Here is a 15,045-nt window from a genome sequence, read left to right as displayed (position 1 = left end):
CCAAGCTGAAGCACTTCCGTAGGGTGGCCACCCGATATGACAAGCTCGCCGAAAACTTCCTGGCCATGGTCCAACTTGCGTCAATGCGGCTTTGGCTCCGCGTTTATGAGTCTACGGCCTAGTCTACCGTGGGGTGGTTGCGGGGAACCAGCGGCGGCCGAGGCGAAACGCCACACCGACGAGGAGGATGAGGACGGGGACCTCGACGAGCGGGCCGATTACTGCTGCGAAGGCGACGGGCGAGGCGAGGCCGAAGGCAGCAATCGAGACGGCAATCGCGAGTTCAAAATTATTGCCTGCGGCGGTGAAGGCGACCGCGGTCGTGCGCGGGTAATCGGCGTCGATGAGCTTACCCATCCAGAAGCTGATCAGGAACTGGATGACGAAGTAGATCGTAAGCGGGATCGCGATGCGAACAACGTCGGCGGGAATGCTGACGATCTCGCCGCCCTTGAGGCTGAACATCGCGACGATGGTGAATAGCAGCGCGACGAGCGTGATCGGGGCGATCCGCGGCAGGAAGCGTGTCTCGTACCAATCGTTGCCTTTTGCCTTCGCGAGAATATGGCGCGTCAGATATCCGGCGAAAAAGGGAATGCCGAGATAGATTAGAACCGCTTTAGCGATCGTCCAGAAGCTCACGTCGATGACGCTGCCTTCGAGCCCGAACAGCGGCGGCAGGATGGTGAGGAAGAACCAGGCATAGACACTGAAGAAGAGAATCTGGAAGATCGAGTTGAAGGCGACGAGCGCCGCGACATATTGATTGTCGCCTTTCGCGAGCTGGTTCCAGACGATGACCATCGCGATGCAGCGCGCAAGGCCGATGAGGATCAGGCCGGTCATATATTCGGGTCGATCCGCAAGAAAGAGGATGGCGAGCCCGAACATCAGCGCAGGGCCGATGATCCAGTTCTGGACGAGCGAGATCGCAAGGACGCGTCGGTCGTCGAACACGCGCGGAAGCTCGCTATAGCGCACGCGGGCGAGCGGCGGATACATCATCAGGATCAGGCCGATCGCGATCGGGATGTTGGTCGTGCCGATCGACAGCGCCTCGATCGCGCTTGGGAGGCCCTCGAAGATGGTTCCGAGAAGCACCCCCAAGGCCATCGCCAGGAATATCCAGAGCGTCAGATAGCGGTCGAGGAACGACAGGCGTTCGCCTTTGATCTGCGGCATCGATCAGTCGCCGATGCGGTTGCCGGCGTCGTCGACCACCTGTTCGCCGTCTTCCTTGGCGAAGGCGCCAAGCTGCCTCGCCGGAAGGATGTCGAGTACGGCCTCGGAAGGGCGGCAGAGCCTCACACCGAGCGGAGATACGACGAGCGGACGGTTGATCAGAATGGGATGCGCCATCATCGCGTCGATGATTTCCGCATCGCTGAGCCCGGGATCGTCGAGGCCGAGCTGGAGGTAGGGCGTGCCTTTCTGCCGCAGGAGGTCTCGCGGTGCTATACCGGCGCGGGCGATCAACTGTTCGAGCAGCCTACGCGTGGGCGGCGACTGTAGATATTCGACGATATGCGGTTCGATCCCCGCGTTGCGGATGAGGCCAAGCGTGTTGCGTGAGGTGCCGCAGTCGGGATTGTGATAGATGAGAATGTCGGCCACGGCTCAATCCCGATCAGCAGCAGGCGAGTTCGGCGAGCAGCGGTTCACAGAGTTCGGCGCGCCCGTCACAGCAATCCTTGGCGAGGAAAAGCATCAGGCCGCGAAGAGCATCAATGTCGGCGCGCTGGATGATGTTGCGTCCGCGCTTCTCTGACTGCACGAGTCCAGCCTTGGCGAGCACAGCGAGATGCGTCGAGAAGGTGCTCTGCGTCAGTCCAGAATGTTCGACGAGCTGTCCTGTCGAAAGTCCTTCGGGCTCGTGTCGCACAAGCAAACGGAAGGCATTGAGCCGGGTCGGATGCGCGAGCGCGGCGAGCGCCAGCAGGGCTGCGTCAGTGGTCATTCATCGAAATTACCCGATGGATTTCCATCTGGCAATAACAATCGCAAATTCCCGATGCGTTAATATCACTTTCCTCGTTTCGGTGCCCGAAGCAGATGAGGTGGATGGCTCCCGCTCGCGGCATCTATGTGCCAAGATGAGTTTACCCTAACGCGCGGATGGCAACTCTCAGGCCGTCAAATATCCGGCGCTACGTGTGGCTTCAGCCACATGCCCGACAATCTTTGCTTGGGAGAGCCGGCCGCCGTGTAAAGCCTCAACCGGGTTGGACAGATGCGCTTTACGGGCTGCGCTCCTTACTCTTGCCATTTGGACCAAGGTGACGACAATGCCTCCATCTGCCCGCGGGGATCAAGAATGCAAGACGGACTTGTCGATCGGATTTACGAATGCTCGGTGGTCCCGGAGGCATGGCCGGCGGTTCTCGACGAAGTGGCAGCGCTCGCGGGTTCGGCGGGTGGGCTTCTCTTCTCGGCGCGCAAGGCCTTGAACTGGACCGCTTCCGAGCGAGTAGCCGACGTCTTTGCGGCCTATGTGGAGGAAGGATGGTTCGGCAAATGCAGCCGGCGCGTTTGCCTGATGGGCCGCGAGGAACCCTCCTTTTTCGTCGAGCATGATTTCTGGAGCGACGCGGAAATCGATGCCGATCCGGTGTATCGCGATTTTTTCCGTCCGCGCGGGCTGGGATGGTCGGCGGGAACCGGGGTCCAGGTGCCGACCGGCGACAATATCGTGTTCAGCGTCGAGCGCGCCTTTTCTGAAGGCCCCGTGGCGGCCGAAAGCGTGGCACGGCTCAATCTGCTGCGCCCGCATCTGGCGCGCAGCGCGCTCGTGAGCGCGCGTATGCAGCACAAGCGCGCGCAGGGCGCCGCCGAGGCGCTGACCGCGATGCACCTGCCTGCCTTTCTCCTGCGCGCAGGCGGTGAAGTTGTCGAGATGAGCCCGCTTGGCACCGATGTGTCACCGCTTGTGATATTGGGTGCCCACGGCCGCCTGCGACTGGCGGACAGGCAGGCAGATGCGCTCCTCGACGACGCCCTGGCATCGCTGACCTCGGCACCCGCCATCAGCGCGCGATCGTTTCCGGTACGTGACGCGGCGGGAATGCCCCGGCAGGTCGCGCATCTGATCCCGGTTCAGCGCGGTGCGCACGATGTTTTTGGGGATTCCTATGCCTTGCTGATGATGGTGCCGGTCGCTTCGGATAGCGTGCCTTCGGCAACGCTGATGAAGTCGCTTTTTGACCTGACGCCGTCGGAAGCGCGCGTTGCCAGTGGTATCGCACGCGGCGAAACGCCAGAGGCAATCGCGGCATCGGGCTGTGTCGCCATCAGCACAGTGCGCAGCCAAATTCGCAGTGTGCTCGAGAAAACGGGCACGTCACGGCAGTCCGACCTTGCCGGGCTGCTGGCGCGGCTCGGTGCAACCGCTCCGAACTAGTCGAAAAACTCCGTCCCATCCTCCATCTGGAGGATGAACCGCATGCAGGCTTGGGCTCTATTCGCAATCGCTGACGGCGATCTGCGACCCACAGTCGTCAGCGGGCGGTGCGCTTGACCCATCGGGCCAGGCGCACCGCCGCCAGAACCCGCCCGATCGGCAAAAGGTCAAGGCAACGGGTGCAAGACTTGATCGGCTGACCGCATCATTCGCAGCCTGACTGGTCGCGGCGGCAACGCTTTTCGCGACTGCCCCCATGGTAACCCCGGCGGCGTTTTCGCCGCAGTTCCGCAAAAATACCGACATCCTGTAAAAACTACTAGCAGGTAGATAATTTTTGCGGCATAGTTATCCCAACGGCTCGCCATCGACAGAATGGCACCGCGGAGGGAGATTTTGGTGTCACTATCCGACTGCCTTGGGTCGATGCTATGACGGTGGCCGTGTCCAGTGATTCCATGATCAATCCGCGCGCCCCCGGTGCCTCGCTCAAATCCGAGTTCGTTGCCTTCAAGGTCAACCGCATCGTCGAGGCTGCGAGCCATCTTTTTTACGAGCGCGGCTACAGCAGCTGCACCCTCGACAATGTCGCCAACCAGCTCAGCGTCACCAAGCCCTTTCTCTATTCCTATTTCCGGAACAAGGAAGCGATCCTTGCGGCTATCTGCGAGGTCGGCATCAGCGAGGCCCTCGCGGTGCTCGAGGATGTGCTGGCGCATCAGCATGAGAGCCACCGTGCAAAGCTTGCCGAAGTCGTGCGTAAGGTCGGGCGGATTGTCATCGACCGGCAGGAATATGTCGTCGTCTATCAGCGAGAGATGAAGCATCTCTCCGCTGATGATTACAAGCGCATCCTCCGGCTGCGGCACAGCTTCGATCACCAGATCGGCACGATGATTCGCGAAGGCGTCGCAAGCGGCGAATTCCGCGCCGACATTGATCCGTTCATCGCGGTCTGGATTGGCGGCCTCATCAGCTGGATCCCGACATGGTATTCGCCGACCGGCCAACGCACCGCTGACGAGGTCATCGAATATCTGGTCGAGGCCGCGCTGCGGCTGGCAGGCGCGGAATAGCAAAGGGAATCTGACACAGGCGGAAAACGGAGCGGGTTTCGATACCCGATTGGCCCAAACAGATAATCAAATACTGACGGGTAGATAATTATAAGCCCGGTATATCAGGGAGAGGCGATATGAATTTCAAGGTCAAGCTACTGCTGTCGGCGGCTGCCACGGCTTCGATTGCCGTCGCAGCGCCAGCGTTTGCCCAAGAGACCGCGCGCGATAGCGGCACCGAGGCCGGCGAGGATGGTGCCATCATCGTAACGGCAACCAAGTCCGGCAAGTCGCTGGAAGATACAGGGGGCTCGATTTCGGTTCTCGGTGCCGGCGACGTCGGCGCGGGCGGCATCGAAGACGCCGGCGATCTCGCCTCGGCGGTGCCCAATGTCTCGGTCGGCGATCAATTCGGCGTCAACCGCACCTTCATTCGCGGCATCGGCCTCACCAGCATCGACCTTGGCGCCGACGGCGCCGTGGCCTTCCTGCAGAATGGCGCGATGATCAGCCGCCCGGCGGCGCAGCTCAGCGGCTTCTACGACGTTCAGCAGATCGAAGTGCTGCGCGGACCGCAGGGCACGACATATGGCCGCGGCGCGACCGGCGGCGTTATCAATATCGTCACCGCGCGGCCGACCTCCCAATTCGGCGGCTATGCCCGTGCCTCTTACGGCAATTATGACGCGCGGACGCTCGAAGGCGCGCTGGGGGGACCGATCACCGGCGAAAATCTGATGTTTCGCGTCGCGGGCAAATATGAAAAGCGCGACGGCTACGGCACCAACTTGTTCACCGGCAATCCTGTCGATGACCGCGATGCCTATGCCATTCGCGGATCGCTGCTCGCAAAATTCTCCTCGAACCTTGACCTGCTGATCGTCGCCGATCACTTCAAGGAGGACGACAATAATTATGCCTTCCACTATTTCGGTCCGACCGTGGTTCCCGAGGCGGGGCTGGCGTCGTCGCTCCTCGGCGGCAAAACGATCTTCGACTATTATGCGGCGCGCGGCGAAAAGCCGAACCTGCGCAACATCTACTCCGACGAAGACGCGGTCAACAAGCGCGACGGATCGAGTGTTCAGGGCATTTTGACGTGGGATTCGGGCGATCTCTCGGTGGTTTCCACCACCGCCTACCGCAAGTTCAAGCGTTTCAATCGCGACGATCTCGACGTCAGCGATATCAATGCCTTCGGTCAGAACAACTATACCGAGGACAGCAAGTCGTTCAGCCAGGAGGTCAATTTCACCTACAAGACCGGCGGCTTGTCGCTCTTGGGCGGCGCAACCTATTTCGACGAACGTCTGTTCGGCGAGGTTCGCGTGCCGACCGTCAACCTAGCATCCTATTTCAACATCGTTCTGGGCACCAGTTTGCCTGCCGACCAGTTCGACAACGGCAATTATCTCCAGCGCGGCACCGTCAAGACCAAGGCGGCGGGCGCCTATCTCGAAGCATCATACGAGCTGCTGCCCGACCTGACGCTGACGGCCGGCGCACGCTATAATTGGGAAAAGCGCAGCGGGGTGGGGCGTTTCACCTTCGAGGCGCAGGGCCTCGATATCCCGACCGACAAGAGCGGCAGCTGGGATGCGATCACGCCCAAGTTCGCGATCGAATATCGCACCCCGGGCGGCACGCTCTTTTACGGTAAGGTCACGCGCGGCTTCAAATCGGGTGTCGTCAACATCGGCAGCATCAACTCGGTCATCGACCCCGAATATGTCTGGAGCTACGAGGCGGGCTTCCGCGGGGAAACCGCCGACCGCAAATTCGGCTTCGCCGGTGCCGTCTTCTATTATGATTACAGCAATCTGCAGGTCGGTTTCGTCAACGCCAACAGCATCGTCGAGACGATCAACGCCGCGTCGGCGCGCAACTACGGGGTCGAGCTCGAAGCCAATTTCCGTCCCGGAGAGAACACCACGATCCGGGTCTACGGCACCTATCTCAACGCGAAATACAAGGAATTCTGCAACGGCTATTATGGGGCGGGCAGTCCCGGCAGGCCGCAGTATCCGGCCTGTCCGACCGACCCGGCCCTCGTCGATCTGTCGGGCAACCGCTTGTCGAACGCGCCCAAATTTACGGTCGCGGCCTTTGCCGACCAGCGTTTCCAGCTCGGCAGCGCCGGCTTCCTCGACCTTTCCGCCGACGTCAATCTGCAGGACGAGGTCTTCTTCACCGAATTCAACAACCGCGACGCGCGGCAGCAGGCGTTCGCGCTGGTCAATGCGAGCATTACCTACCGGTCGCCCGACGAACGCTGGTCGCTCGCGCTGTGGGGCAAGAATCTGACCGACAAATATGCGCTCGCCAACACGATCATCTCCGCGCCGCTCTACAGCTTTGTGTCGGTGGGATCGCTGCGACCGCCGCGGACCTACGGCGTGACGCTCGGGGTCGATTTCTGATTGGAGTATTGCGGCATGGAGGCAGCGTTCAATATCGGCCGCTACCGTGTCTTCCGTCTCGAGGAGTGGCAGGGCGGCTTCAGTCCGCCCGAGGCACTCTTCGCGGAATATGAGGACGCTGCCTTCGCCGCCCAGGTGGCGGGTTTCGAGCCCGCCTTTTTTCGTGACGGGATGATCTACGGCTATCTGCAAAGCTGGCTCATCGATACCGGAACCGAGCGGATCATCGTAGATACCGGCGCGGGCAACGGCAAGGATCGTCCCGGCATTCCGATCTTCGGCAATCTCGCGACGCCATTTCTTGCGGAGTTGGAGGCGGCAGGGTTCGCAGCAGGCGATATCGACAAGGTCTTCTGCACGCATCTTCACATCGACCATGTGGGGTGGAACACCGAATGGCGCGAGGACAGCTGGCTGCCGACCTTCCCCAACGCGCGCTACTATTTCCCGCGCGCGGACGAAGCGGCCTGGAATCCCGAAAAGCCACTTTACGCGACCCTCGCCGGTGCCGGGGTCAACGCCAATGTCTTCGAGGACAGCGTCCTGCCGATCATCGACGCGGGCCTCGCCGAACTGATCGACGATGGCGCCGAGATCGCCCCCGGGATGCGCGCCTGGACCTTTCCGGGGCACACGCCCGGTCACATGGTCCTCGAAGTCGAGGACCAAGGTCAGGTTGCACTCTTCACCGGCGACATATTGCATCACCCGATGCAGGTGCTGCGCCCCGATTGGAACAGCGTCTATTGCGAGGACAGGGTGCAGGCGGCCGCGAGCCGGCGGCATCTGCTCGAGCGCGCGAGCGCCAGGGGAGCGCGCATCGTCCCCGCGCATTTCGGGGCCCCTCATTCGTTGTTCGTGGCGCGCGCCGATGACGGGTCATATCGGCCGCGTTTTGCATCGCATTGACCGAGGCGCTGCGATGACCGAGCTGCCCTTGCCGCCCTTTTCGCCCGGCGATGCGTCGCTGAAGGCCGATCCTTACGACGCCTTTGCCCGGCTTCGCGAGCAGGTTCCGATTCACCGGTCCGCGCATGGCTATTGGGTGGTCAGCCGTTACGACGATATACGCTCGGTCCTGATGAACCGCGAGGCGTTCGGGCAGGGCGATTTTGTCGAGAATATTCGCCTTTTCTATGGCCCGGATTTCGATGTGATGGGACAGCGAGGCTATAAATGGCTGTCCGAGGTGTTTCTGATGCAGGACCCGCCGCATCACACGCGCGTGCGCGGACTGGTGACGGGGGCGCTGACCGCACGGCGGGTTCGCGCCATGGAGCCGCGGATTCGTGAAATCACCGATCGCTTGATCGACGATTTCGCCGCCGACCGGGAAGGCGATCTGATTGCGCGCTTCGCTTATGAACTTCCGGTCCGCGTCATGTGCGACATGCTCGGCATTGATCCCGAAGATGCCCGTCTCAAGACGGTAATCGATGCCATTGCGCAAAGCTTCATCGTCTTTGAAGCGCGCGCGCTCACCGACGCGGAACTGGCAACCGCGAATAGGCAGATTGCCGTGCTGCAGCAATTTTTCGAGACGCTGTTCGACGAGCGAAAGGCGGCGCCCAGGGACGATCTCGCCACCGCGCTAGTCCAGGCCGGAGGTGCCGAGGATGCGCTTTCGCACGATGAACTGGTCACCGTCGCCATCGGCCTGTTCGGGGCTGGCTTTGAGACGACCGCGCACATGATCGGCAACGGCCTGCTCTGCTTCAGCCGCTTTCCCGATCAATGGCGGCGTCTTGTCGGCGAACCGGAAACCCTTGCTGCAGGCGTGGTCGATGAAGTGCTGCGCTACGAAAGCTCGCTCATTGCAACCTATCGCACCGCACTGCGAGCAACCGAAATCCGCGGACAGTCGATCGCGCAGGGCGAGAAGGTTCTCACCCTCATCGGCGCCGGAAACCGTGACCCGCGGCTGTTCGACGATCCCGACCGCTTCGATATCGGTCGCGGCAATGCGGCTCGGCACCTCAGCTTTGGCGGCGGCATTCATTTTTGCGTCGGCGCCGAACTGGCCCGGCTCGAAGGCCGGATCGCCTTCGAAAGGCTGGCGACGCGCCTGCCGGGGCTGACCGTCGACATCGACGCGCCGGCATGGCGCGAGGGATTTCTGTTCCGTGGCATGAGCGCGCTTCGCGCGCAGTGGTGACGCGTCAGTGGGTGACAATGATCTTTCCGATCCGCGTACCCGACGCGAGAGCGCGTAGCGCGGCGGGGGCGTCGGACAGCGCGAAGCGCTGATCGATGACGGGCCGGATCCGGCCGCGCTCGGCAAGGCGGAAGATGATGGCGAGGATCGTCCGCACCCGCGCCGGATCGCTTTCGCCAAGATAGCGCGCATCCACGCCCGCCAGTTCGCCCGACTTGAGCAGCGGCAGATTGGCAGGAAGCCGCGGGATTTCGTCACCCGACGCGAAGCCGACGACCAGGTGCCGGCCATGTTTGGCGAGCGAGCGGAAACAGGGCTCGAACAGCGCGCCGCCGACCGGATCGAACACGCGATCGATCCCGCCGGGATAGCGGGTCTTGAGGACGGCGCGCCAGTCGGGATTGCGATAGTCGAGCACCAGCTCGGCGCCGAGGCCCGCAACATGGCGTATCTTGGCGTCTCCCGAGGCCAGGGCGGCGACGCGGCCGCCGCTGGCATAGGCGAGCTGGACCGCCGCCGATCCCACCCCGCCCGATGCTCCGGTCACGAGCAGCGACTGGCCTGCTTCAAAATGGCCGCGATCGAAAAGCCCGTAATAGGCCGTCAGGAAGTCGAGGATAAGTGCGGAAGCGCCTGCGGCACCAAGGGCATCGGGCACCGCCACGCTGCTTGCGGCGCTGACGATCGCCTGTTCGGCAAGCCCGCCGCCGAATTGCCAGCTCGCGATGCGCTGGCCTTCCGTAAAGCCCTCGACATCATCGCCCACCGCCTCGATGCGACCGACAATCTCGCCTCCCGGAATGAAGGGCAAAGAGGGCTGCAACTGGTAAAGGCCGCGCATCACGAGTGCATCGACAAAACCGAGCGCGGTCGCTTCGACATCGACGCGGATTTGACCGGGACCCGGCGGGAGGCTGGCCTGCTCCTCGATCGCGAAATCCTCGATCGCGCCGAGGCGGCGGCCTTGAAAGACTTTCATCGGTTTTGGCCTCGCCGCCGCCTAACCGGCTTCGGCGCGGGCATCGAGCCCGTCGCTGTCCTGCCGCCCGAAAGCCAGGTCGTCCGCATTGGGCGAGCGGGTCATGCGCCAGAAGGCATCGTTACGCCACGGCGTGATTGCAATCACGCGGCCCTTCGCGTTTCGGTACCAGTTCTCGGTCCCAGGATGCGTCCACACGAGCTTCTCATGCGCTTCGTCGATCTGCCGCCGATAGTCCTGATAAACCTCATCCTTCACCTCGACCGTTGCGGCCCCGCGGGCGGCGCTTGCAAGAACGACCTCGCCCGCAAAATGCATCTGGTTTTCGATGTTGCGGATCATGCTGCCGCCATGGCCCGAACCGACATTGGGACCGAGCAGAATGAACAGATTGGGAAAGCCCGGCACCAGTGTTCCGAGATAGGCAGCGGCGTCATCTTCGCCCCAGATGTCGCGCAGCAACGCGCCGTTCCGTCCGATCACCTCATAGGAGCCGAGAACGCGGGTGGTCTGGAATCCGGTCGCAAGAATGATGACGTCGGCGTCGACCTCGATCCCCGACGACGAGATCAATCGATTGCCCTCCACCCGCGCCAGATGTTCGGGAATCAGCTGGACATTGGGCTTGAGGAGCGTGCGATACCAGCCGTTGTCGAGCAGCATCCGCTTCGCGAAGGGCGGATAGTCGGGAAGCACATCCGCTATCAGGTCGGGCCGTTCGGCCAGCTGCTCTTCGACGTAGCGGGTGAAATGGCGGCGGTGACCATCGTTGATCGCATTGACCGCGCGTTCGGGGTGCGGCCAGTCGGGATCGCGTCGAAGCGTGCCATGGACGCGGTCATTGAACGTCCACGACAGACGCTGTTCGAGCCAGGCCCGATAGAGCGGCACGGCCTGCATCAGATAGCGTACGCCGTCGGGAACCGATTTTCGGAACTGCGGAAACGGCGCCGCCCATTGTTTCGACCGCGCAAAAAGGGTGAGCGAACGCACCTCGTCGGCAATCGCCGGAGCAACCTGCATGCCCGATGCGCCATTGCCGATCACCGCGACCCGCTTGCTCGAAAGATCGGCGCCTTGCGGCCAGCGGCTGGTGTGGATCACTTCGCCCTCAAAGCCGTCGAGACCTTCGATGCTCGGATATTGGGGGATGTTGAGAATGCCCACCGCGCTGAAGAGATAGTCCGCGCGATGCGCGGCCGTGCTGCCATCGGGCTTCGAGACCACGACCTCCCACTGCTGCGCGTCGTCGATCCACCGCGCCGACTCGACCTTCGAATTGAACTGTGCGTGCGCCGCCAACCCATATTCGCGCGCGGTTTCGAGAAGATAATTCTCGATCTCGTCGCGCAGCGGGAAATATTTCGACCAGTCGTTGGGCCGACATGAGAATGTATAGGTCAGCGAAGGCGTATCCACCCCGCATCCCGGGTAGCGATTCTCGAACCAGGTGCCGCCGAAATCCTCGTTCTTCTCGAACAGCACATAATCGATGCCCAGCTGCTGAAGCTCGATCCCGGCGCAAATGCCAGAGATTCCGCCTCCGATCACGATCGCCGACTTGGTCTTGAGCAAGGGCGGTATCGCACGCGGCGTCGGCGCGTACAGCATCCCGGCGGCGACGATATCGCCATATTCCTCGGGAACATGCTCGGTCATTGCCACGCTCAGCATCCTGGCGAGATGCGCATTGTCGGGCCGCGGCAGGGCGAGCGGCGTGCCCGTCAGCCAGGCCTTGATTGCCAGCCGTGCGGCTTCGCGCACCTCGCGCTGGATGTCCTCGGGCAGCTGGCCGCTGTCATTGTCATCGAGGCCCGGTGCGCGCGCCGGCCGATAGGGATCTTCGAGCCACTTTTCCTCGCCGGTCATCTGGTGAAGCAGCATCAGCAGGGCAGGGATGTTCGCCTGCTCCACCCCCGATTCCAAAAGCGGCCAGTCGATCCGGTCCGCAGCGATCGGGCGGTCGGTTATCGGTTGGGTCATCTGACAAATATCCTGAAAGTAGCGGAAAGAAGAGCGCCCGCGCCCGCCGCGAGGCCGGTGAAGCGAGGGCGGTGCCCCGCGCGCGATGCGGAGGCCGGAAGGATCATGGCGAGAAGGATTCGCGGCGAACCCGCAGGCCGGCCGCCTCGCGATCCCAAGTGTCGTGCGTGACGCCCTCGCGCCGCAGATCGGTCTTCAACACTTTTGCCGACGGCGTCTTGGGCAGTTCGTCCAACACGCGAAAATAGCGCGGGACCATGAAATAGGGCATGGCTTCGATCAGGAATTGCGCGAGCGCGCGGCAGTCAATCGACCGGCCGGGCACCGGTGCGACAATGACCATCACCTCATCCTCGGAATATTCGCTCGGCACGGCGATAGCAGCCGCCTCGCGAACGTCGGGGTGGCGGCAGACTTCGGCCTCGACTTCGAAGGACGAGATATTCTCGCCTCGGCGCCGGATCGCGTCTTTGACCCGGTCGACAAAATAATAATAGCCATCCTCGTCACGGCGAAAGGCGTCGCCGGTGTGAAACCAGCCGTTGCGCCACGCCGCCGCGGTCGCCTCGGGGTTCGCATTATAGCCGCTGTTCATCGCCCAGGGCCGGTCGGTGCGGACGAGCATCTCGCCGATTTCCCCGATGGCGACCTCGCAATCATCGCCGTCGACGAGGCGGACCTCGACCCCCGGGCGCACCCGCCCGCAGGTGCCGACCTTCACCGGATTGGCTTCCGACACGATCGGCGAGGAAATCTCGGTCATGTTGAAGATCGTGTAGATATCGATGCCGAACCTCTCGGTGAAGGCGGGCGCATCGCCGGTCAACGGCACCATGAAGGCCTTCTTGACCCCGTGGTCGCGGTCCTGCGCGGCCGGAGGCGCCTTGAGCAGGAATGTGGCCATGACGCCGAGCAGAAAGACGACGGTGGCGCCGGTTCGCTTTGCGACTGCCCAGAATTCGTCGGTCGAAAAATTGTCGATCAGCGCGACCGAAGCGCCGCGCGCGAGCATGACGAACGGCGGCCCCATCCCGCCGATGTGAAAGATCGGCGCGACACACATATAGCGGTCGTCCTCGCCCACCATCGGCCAGCTTTCGGGTCCGGCATTCGAGAACATGTGAAGATAGGACGACAGCACGCCCTTCGAGGGACCCGTCGTGCCCGACGTGTAGATGATCGACTGGATGTCCCAGGGTTCGATCGGTCGTTCGAGCGGCAACCCGTCCGAGGGGTCGCCCTCCACATCGTCGTAACGCACCACCGGAAGAGGCGCTTGCGCCGCGGTGCCGGCTGTCGTGACGACAAGGCGTTCGAGACCGCCAAGATCGACTTCGGCGAGGCGCGGAACAAGATCGGGGTGAACCAGCAGAAGCCGCGCCGACGCGTTGGCAAGCACATGCTCGAGCAAGCCGCCCCGATAAGCGGTGTTGAAAGGCACGAAGACGGCGCCGAGGTAGTTGATCGCATAAAAGGCCAAAAGCGCGTCGGGTCCATTTGGCAGCCACACCGCCACATGATCGCCCTGCTTGACGCCGAGCGCGCGCAGGCCGGCGGCCTTGGCGCGAACGCGGGCGTGGATGTCAGCAAAGCTCCATTCGGACCCGTCCGGAAAGACGATATGCGCCTTGTCGGGCCGCTCGGCCGCCCAGCGGTCGAGCAGGTAGCGCAGCACGCATTCGTCGCGATTGGGAATGCGCGGATCCTGAAAGTCTCTCGCTCGCGCGGCGTCCGGCATAGTCACCCCCCTGTCTTCCTTGGCTATCGTCCCGGCTCCGGCCATCGTCAGGCGGCGCGCCGAAGAATTTCGAGGATGTCGGCGGCCGAGGTGACCGGCCGGGGATTGGTGCGGCCCCAGATGTCGAGAAGCGTATATTCGGCGACCTGCTGGAAGCGGCTTTCGTCTACTCCCACCTCGCTCAGCCTCCGCGGCATTCCCAGCCCCGCGATGAAGGCATCGAGCGCTGCCGAAGCGCTCGCATGCTCGCCCCCGAGCACCGCGAGCGTGCGCCCCTGACGGCTTGCATCATGCTCGGCGTTCCACGCCAGGACATAAGGCGACATCACGCAGGAGGTATATCCGTGCGGGACATCGCAGGTGCCGCCCAGAATATGGCCAATTGCGTGGCTTGCGCCCATTGGAACGCCGCCGATGATGCTGATCATCGACTGCCATGCGCCGATCTGGCATTTCAGGCGGCCTTCGAGATCGCCCGGATCCGCCTTCACGCGCGGAAGTCCCTCGACAAGCAGTCGCAGGGCGCTTTCGGCAAGACCGTCGGCAAAGTCGTTCGACTGGTAGGAGGACAAGGTCTCGACCGCATGGTCTACCGAACGGACGCCGGTCGAGAGCCAGAGCCATTCGGGCGTGTGGCGCGTGATGGCGGGATCGAGAACGACCATGATGGGCGCCATGTTGCGGTGCTCATAGCCCTGCTTGTGCTGGGTGACCTCGTCGGTGGCGCCCGACAGCGCGTTGAACTCTCCGCCGGAAAGCGTGGTCGGCACGCAAATGACGGGAATATCGGGACCGATCGTGATCGGGTTGATCACCTCGCCTGCATCGGTGACAAAGGTGCGCAGCGGTTCGAACGCCTCGACGCTTCGCACGTCATGCTTGATCAGCAGGGCGACGATCTTTGCACTGTCGGTGACCGAACCTCCGCCGACCGAGACGATCAGGTCGGCACCCGCGGCGCGTGCGGCATCGGCGGCCTTGAGGACATCGCTGCGCGGCGCGTGCGGAGCGACCCCGCTGAAGGTTGCGGCATGACGGTCGCCAAGCGCCGCCTCGATCAAGCCGATTTCGCCGGTTTGTTCGCGCAGCGTCGCCGATGCCAGCAGAAAAACCTTGTTGCACCCCATCTTGGCGGCCTGGTCGGCAATCGCCTCAGCCGTGGGGACGCCCATGGTAACCCGCTCGGTCCGGGTGAAGCGCAATTCGCTCGGGGTGATCTTAGACATGATCTCGCTCTCCTCTGATCGTCCGGTCTGCGCCGGTCTGGTGAATCAGATAGTGACAGGAGAAGCGTATACTGGCTAGTATATTTTTC

The 15,045-nt window shown here is 62.7% G+C and carries 12 protein-coding genes and 1 pseudogene; 6 read left to right on the top strand and 7 right to left on the bottom strand.

All coding sequences use genetic code 11. The features are described 5' to 3' along the window. A pseudogene (locus L0963_RS10215) lies at positions 1–122 on the top strand (IS5/IS1182 family transposase); the annotation flags it as partial. 1 nt (position 123) lies between these two features. Here the strand turns inward: L0963_RS10215 and arsB are convergent. The 3 genes from arsB to L0963_RS10200 are packed head-to-tail and all read right to left on the bottom strand — an operon-like array spanning position 124 to position 1,957. Beyond that, positions 124–1,182, bottom strand: coding sequence for an ACR3 family arsenite efflux transporter (gene arsB, locus L0963_RS10210; RefSeq protein WP_234179365.1), 1,059 nt, complete (start codon positions 1,180–1,182; stop codon positions 124–126). A gap of 3 nt (positions 1,183–1,185) precedes the next feature. Then, positions 1,186–1,614, bottom strand: a complete 429-nt coding sequence (gene arsC / locus L0963_RS10205; protein ID WP_234179364.1) for an arsenate reductase (glutaredoxin) — start codon at positions 1,612–1,614, stop codon at positions 1,186–1,188. A 13-nt stretch (positions 1,615–1,627) separates the two neighbouring features. After that, positions 1,628–1,957, bottom strand: a complete 330-nt coding sequence (locus tag L0963_RS10200; protein ID WP_086457539.1) for an ArsR/SmtB family transcription factor — start codon at positions 1,955–1,957, stop codon at positions 1,628–1,630. Positions 1,958–2,314: 357 nt separating this feature from the next. Between L0963_RS10200 and L0963_RS10195 the strand changes: the two genes are divergently transcribed. The 5 genes from L0963_RS10195 to L0963_RS10175 all read left to right on the top strand — a co-directional run bounded on the left by L0963_RS10195 (position 2,315) and on the right by L0963_RS10175 (position 9,030). Further along, positions 2,315–3,397: a helix-turn-helix transcriptional regulator gene (locus L0963_RS10195; protein ID WP_234179363.1), complete on the top strand. Its 1,083-nt coding sequence runs from the start codon at positions 2,315–2,317 to the stop codon at positions 3,395–3,397. A 443-nt stretch (positions 3,398–3,840) separates the two neighbouring features. Then, positions 3,841–4,473 (top strand): TetR/AcrR family transcriptional regulator, encoded by a 633-nt coding sequence (locus L0963_RS10190; protein WP_234179362.1) that lies wholly within the window; start codon positions 3,841–3,843, stop codon positions 4,471–4,473. A 119-nt stretch (positions 4,474–4,592) separates the two neighbouring features. Beyond that, positions 4,593–6,875 (top strand): TonB-dependent receptor, encoded by a 2,283-nt coding sequence (locus L0963_RS10185; protein WP_062901290.1) that lies wholly within the window; start codon positions 4,593–4,595, stop codon positions 6,873–6,875. A 15-nt stretch (positions 6,876–6,890) separates the two neighbouring features. Next, positions 6,891–7,784 carry an MBL fold metallo-hydrolase gene (locus L0963_RS10180; RefSeq protein ID WP_234179361.1) on the top strand — a complete coding sequence of 298 codons (894 nt, stop codon included), beginning with the start codon at positions 6,891–6,893 and terminating at the stop codon, positions 7,782–7,784. A gap of 13 nt (positions 7,785–7,797) precedes the next feature. After that, entirely contained in the window at positions 7,798–9,030 is a 1,233-nt protein-coding gene (locus tag L0963_RS10175; RefSeq protein WP_234179360.1) for a cytochrome P450, read from the top strand. Between the two features lie 4 nt (positions 9,031–9,034). Here the strand turns inward: L0963_RS10175 and L0963_RS10170 are convergent, their stop codons facing one another. The 4 genes from L0963_RS10170 to L0963_RS10155 form a co-directional block, all read right to left on the bottom strand. Then, positions 9,035–10,009, bottom strand: a complete 975-nt coding sequence (locus L0963_RS10170; protein WP_234179357.1) for an NADPH:quinone oxidoreductase family protein — start codon at positions 10,007–10,009, stop codon at positions 9,035–9,037. Between the two features lie 21 nt (positions 10,010–10,030). Further along, positions 10,031–11,992 (bottom strand): flavin-containing monooxygenase, encoded by a 1,962-nt coding sequence (locus tag L0963_RS10165; protein ID WP_234179356.1) that lies wholly within the window; start codon positions 11,990–11,992, stop codon positions 10,031–10,033. A 103-nt stretch (positions 11,993–12,095) separates the two neighbouring features. Next, on the bottom strand, positions 12,096–13,730 hold the full coding sequence (locus tag L0963_RS10160) for an AMP-binding protein (RefSeq protein WP_234179380.1): 1,635 nt from the start codon (positions 13,728–13,730) through the stop codon (positions 12,096–12,098). A gap of 47 nt (positions 13,731–13,777) precedes the next feature. Continuing rightward, positions 13,778–14,956 carry an iron-containing alcohol dehydrogenase gene (locus L0963_RS10155; RefSeq protein WP_040590218.1) on the bottom strand — a complete coding sequence of 393 codons (1,179 nt, stop codon included), beginning with the start codon at positions 14,954–14,956 and terminating at the stop codon, positions 13,778–13,780. Positions 14,957–15,045 lie beyond the last annotated feature (89 nt).

The organism is Sphingopyxis sp. NFH-91 (assembly GCF_021401285.1).
Taxonomy (GTDB): Bacteria; Pseudomonadota; Alphaproteobacteria; order Sphingomonadales; family Sphingomonadaceae; genus Sphingopyxis; species Sphingopyxis terrae_A.
Note: the sequence above shows the minus strand (reverse complement) of the source record. Positions and strands in the feature narration are given on the sequence as shown.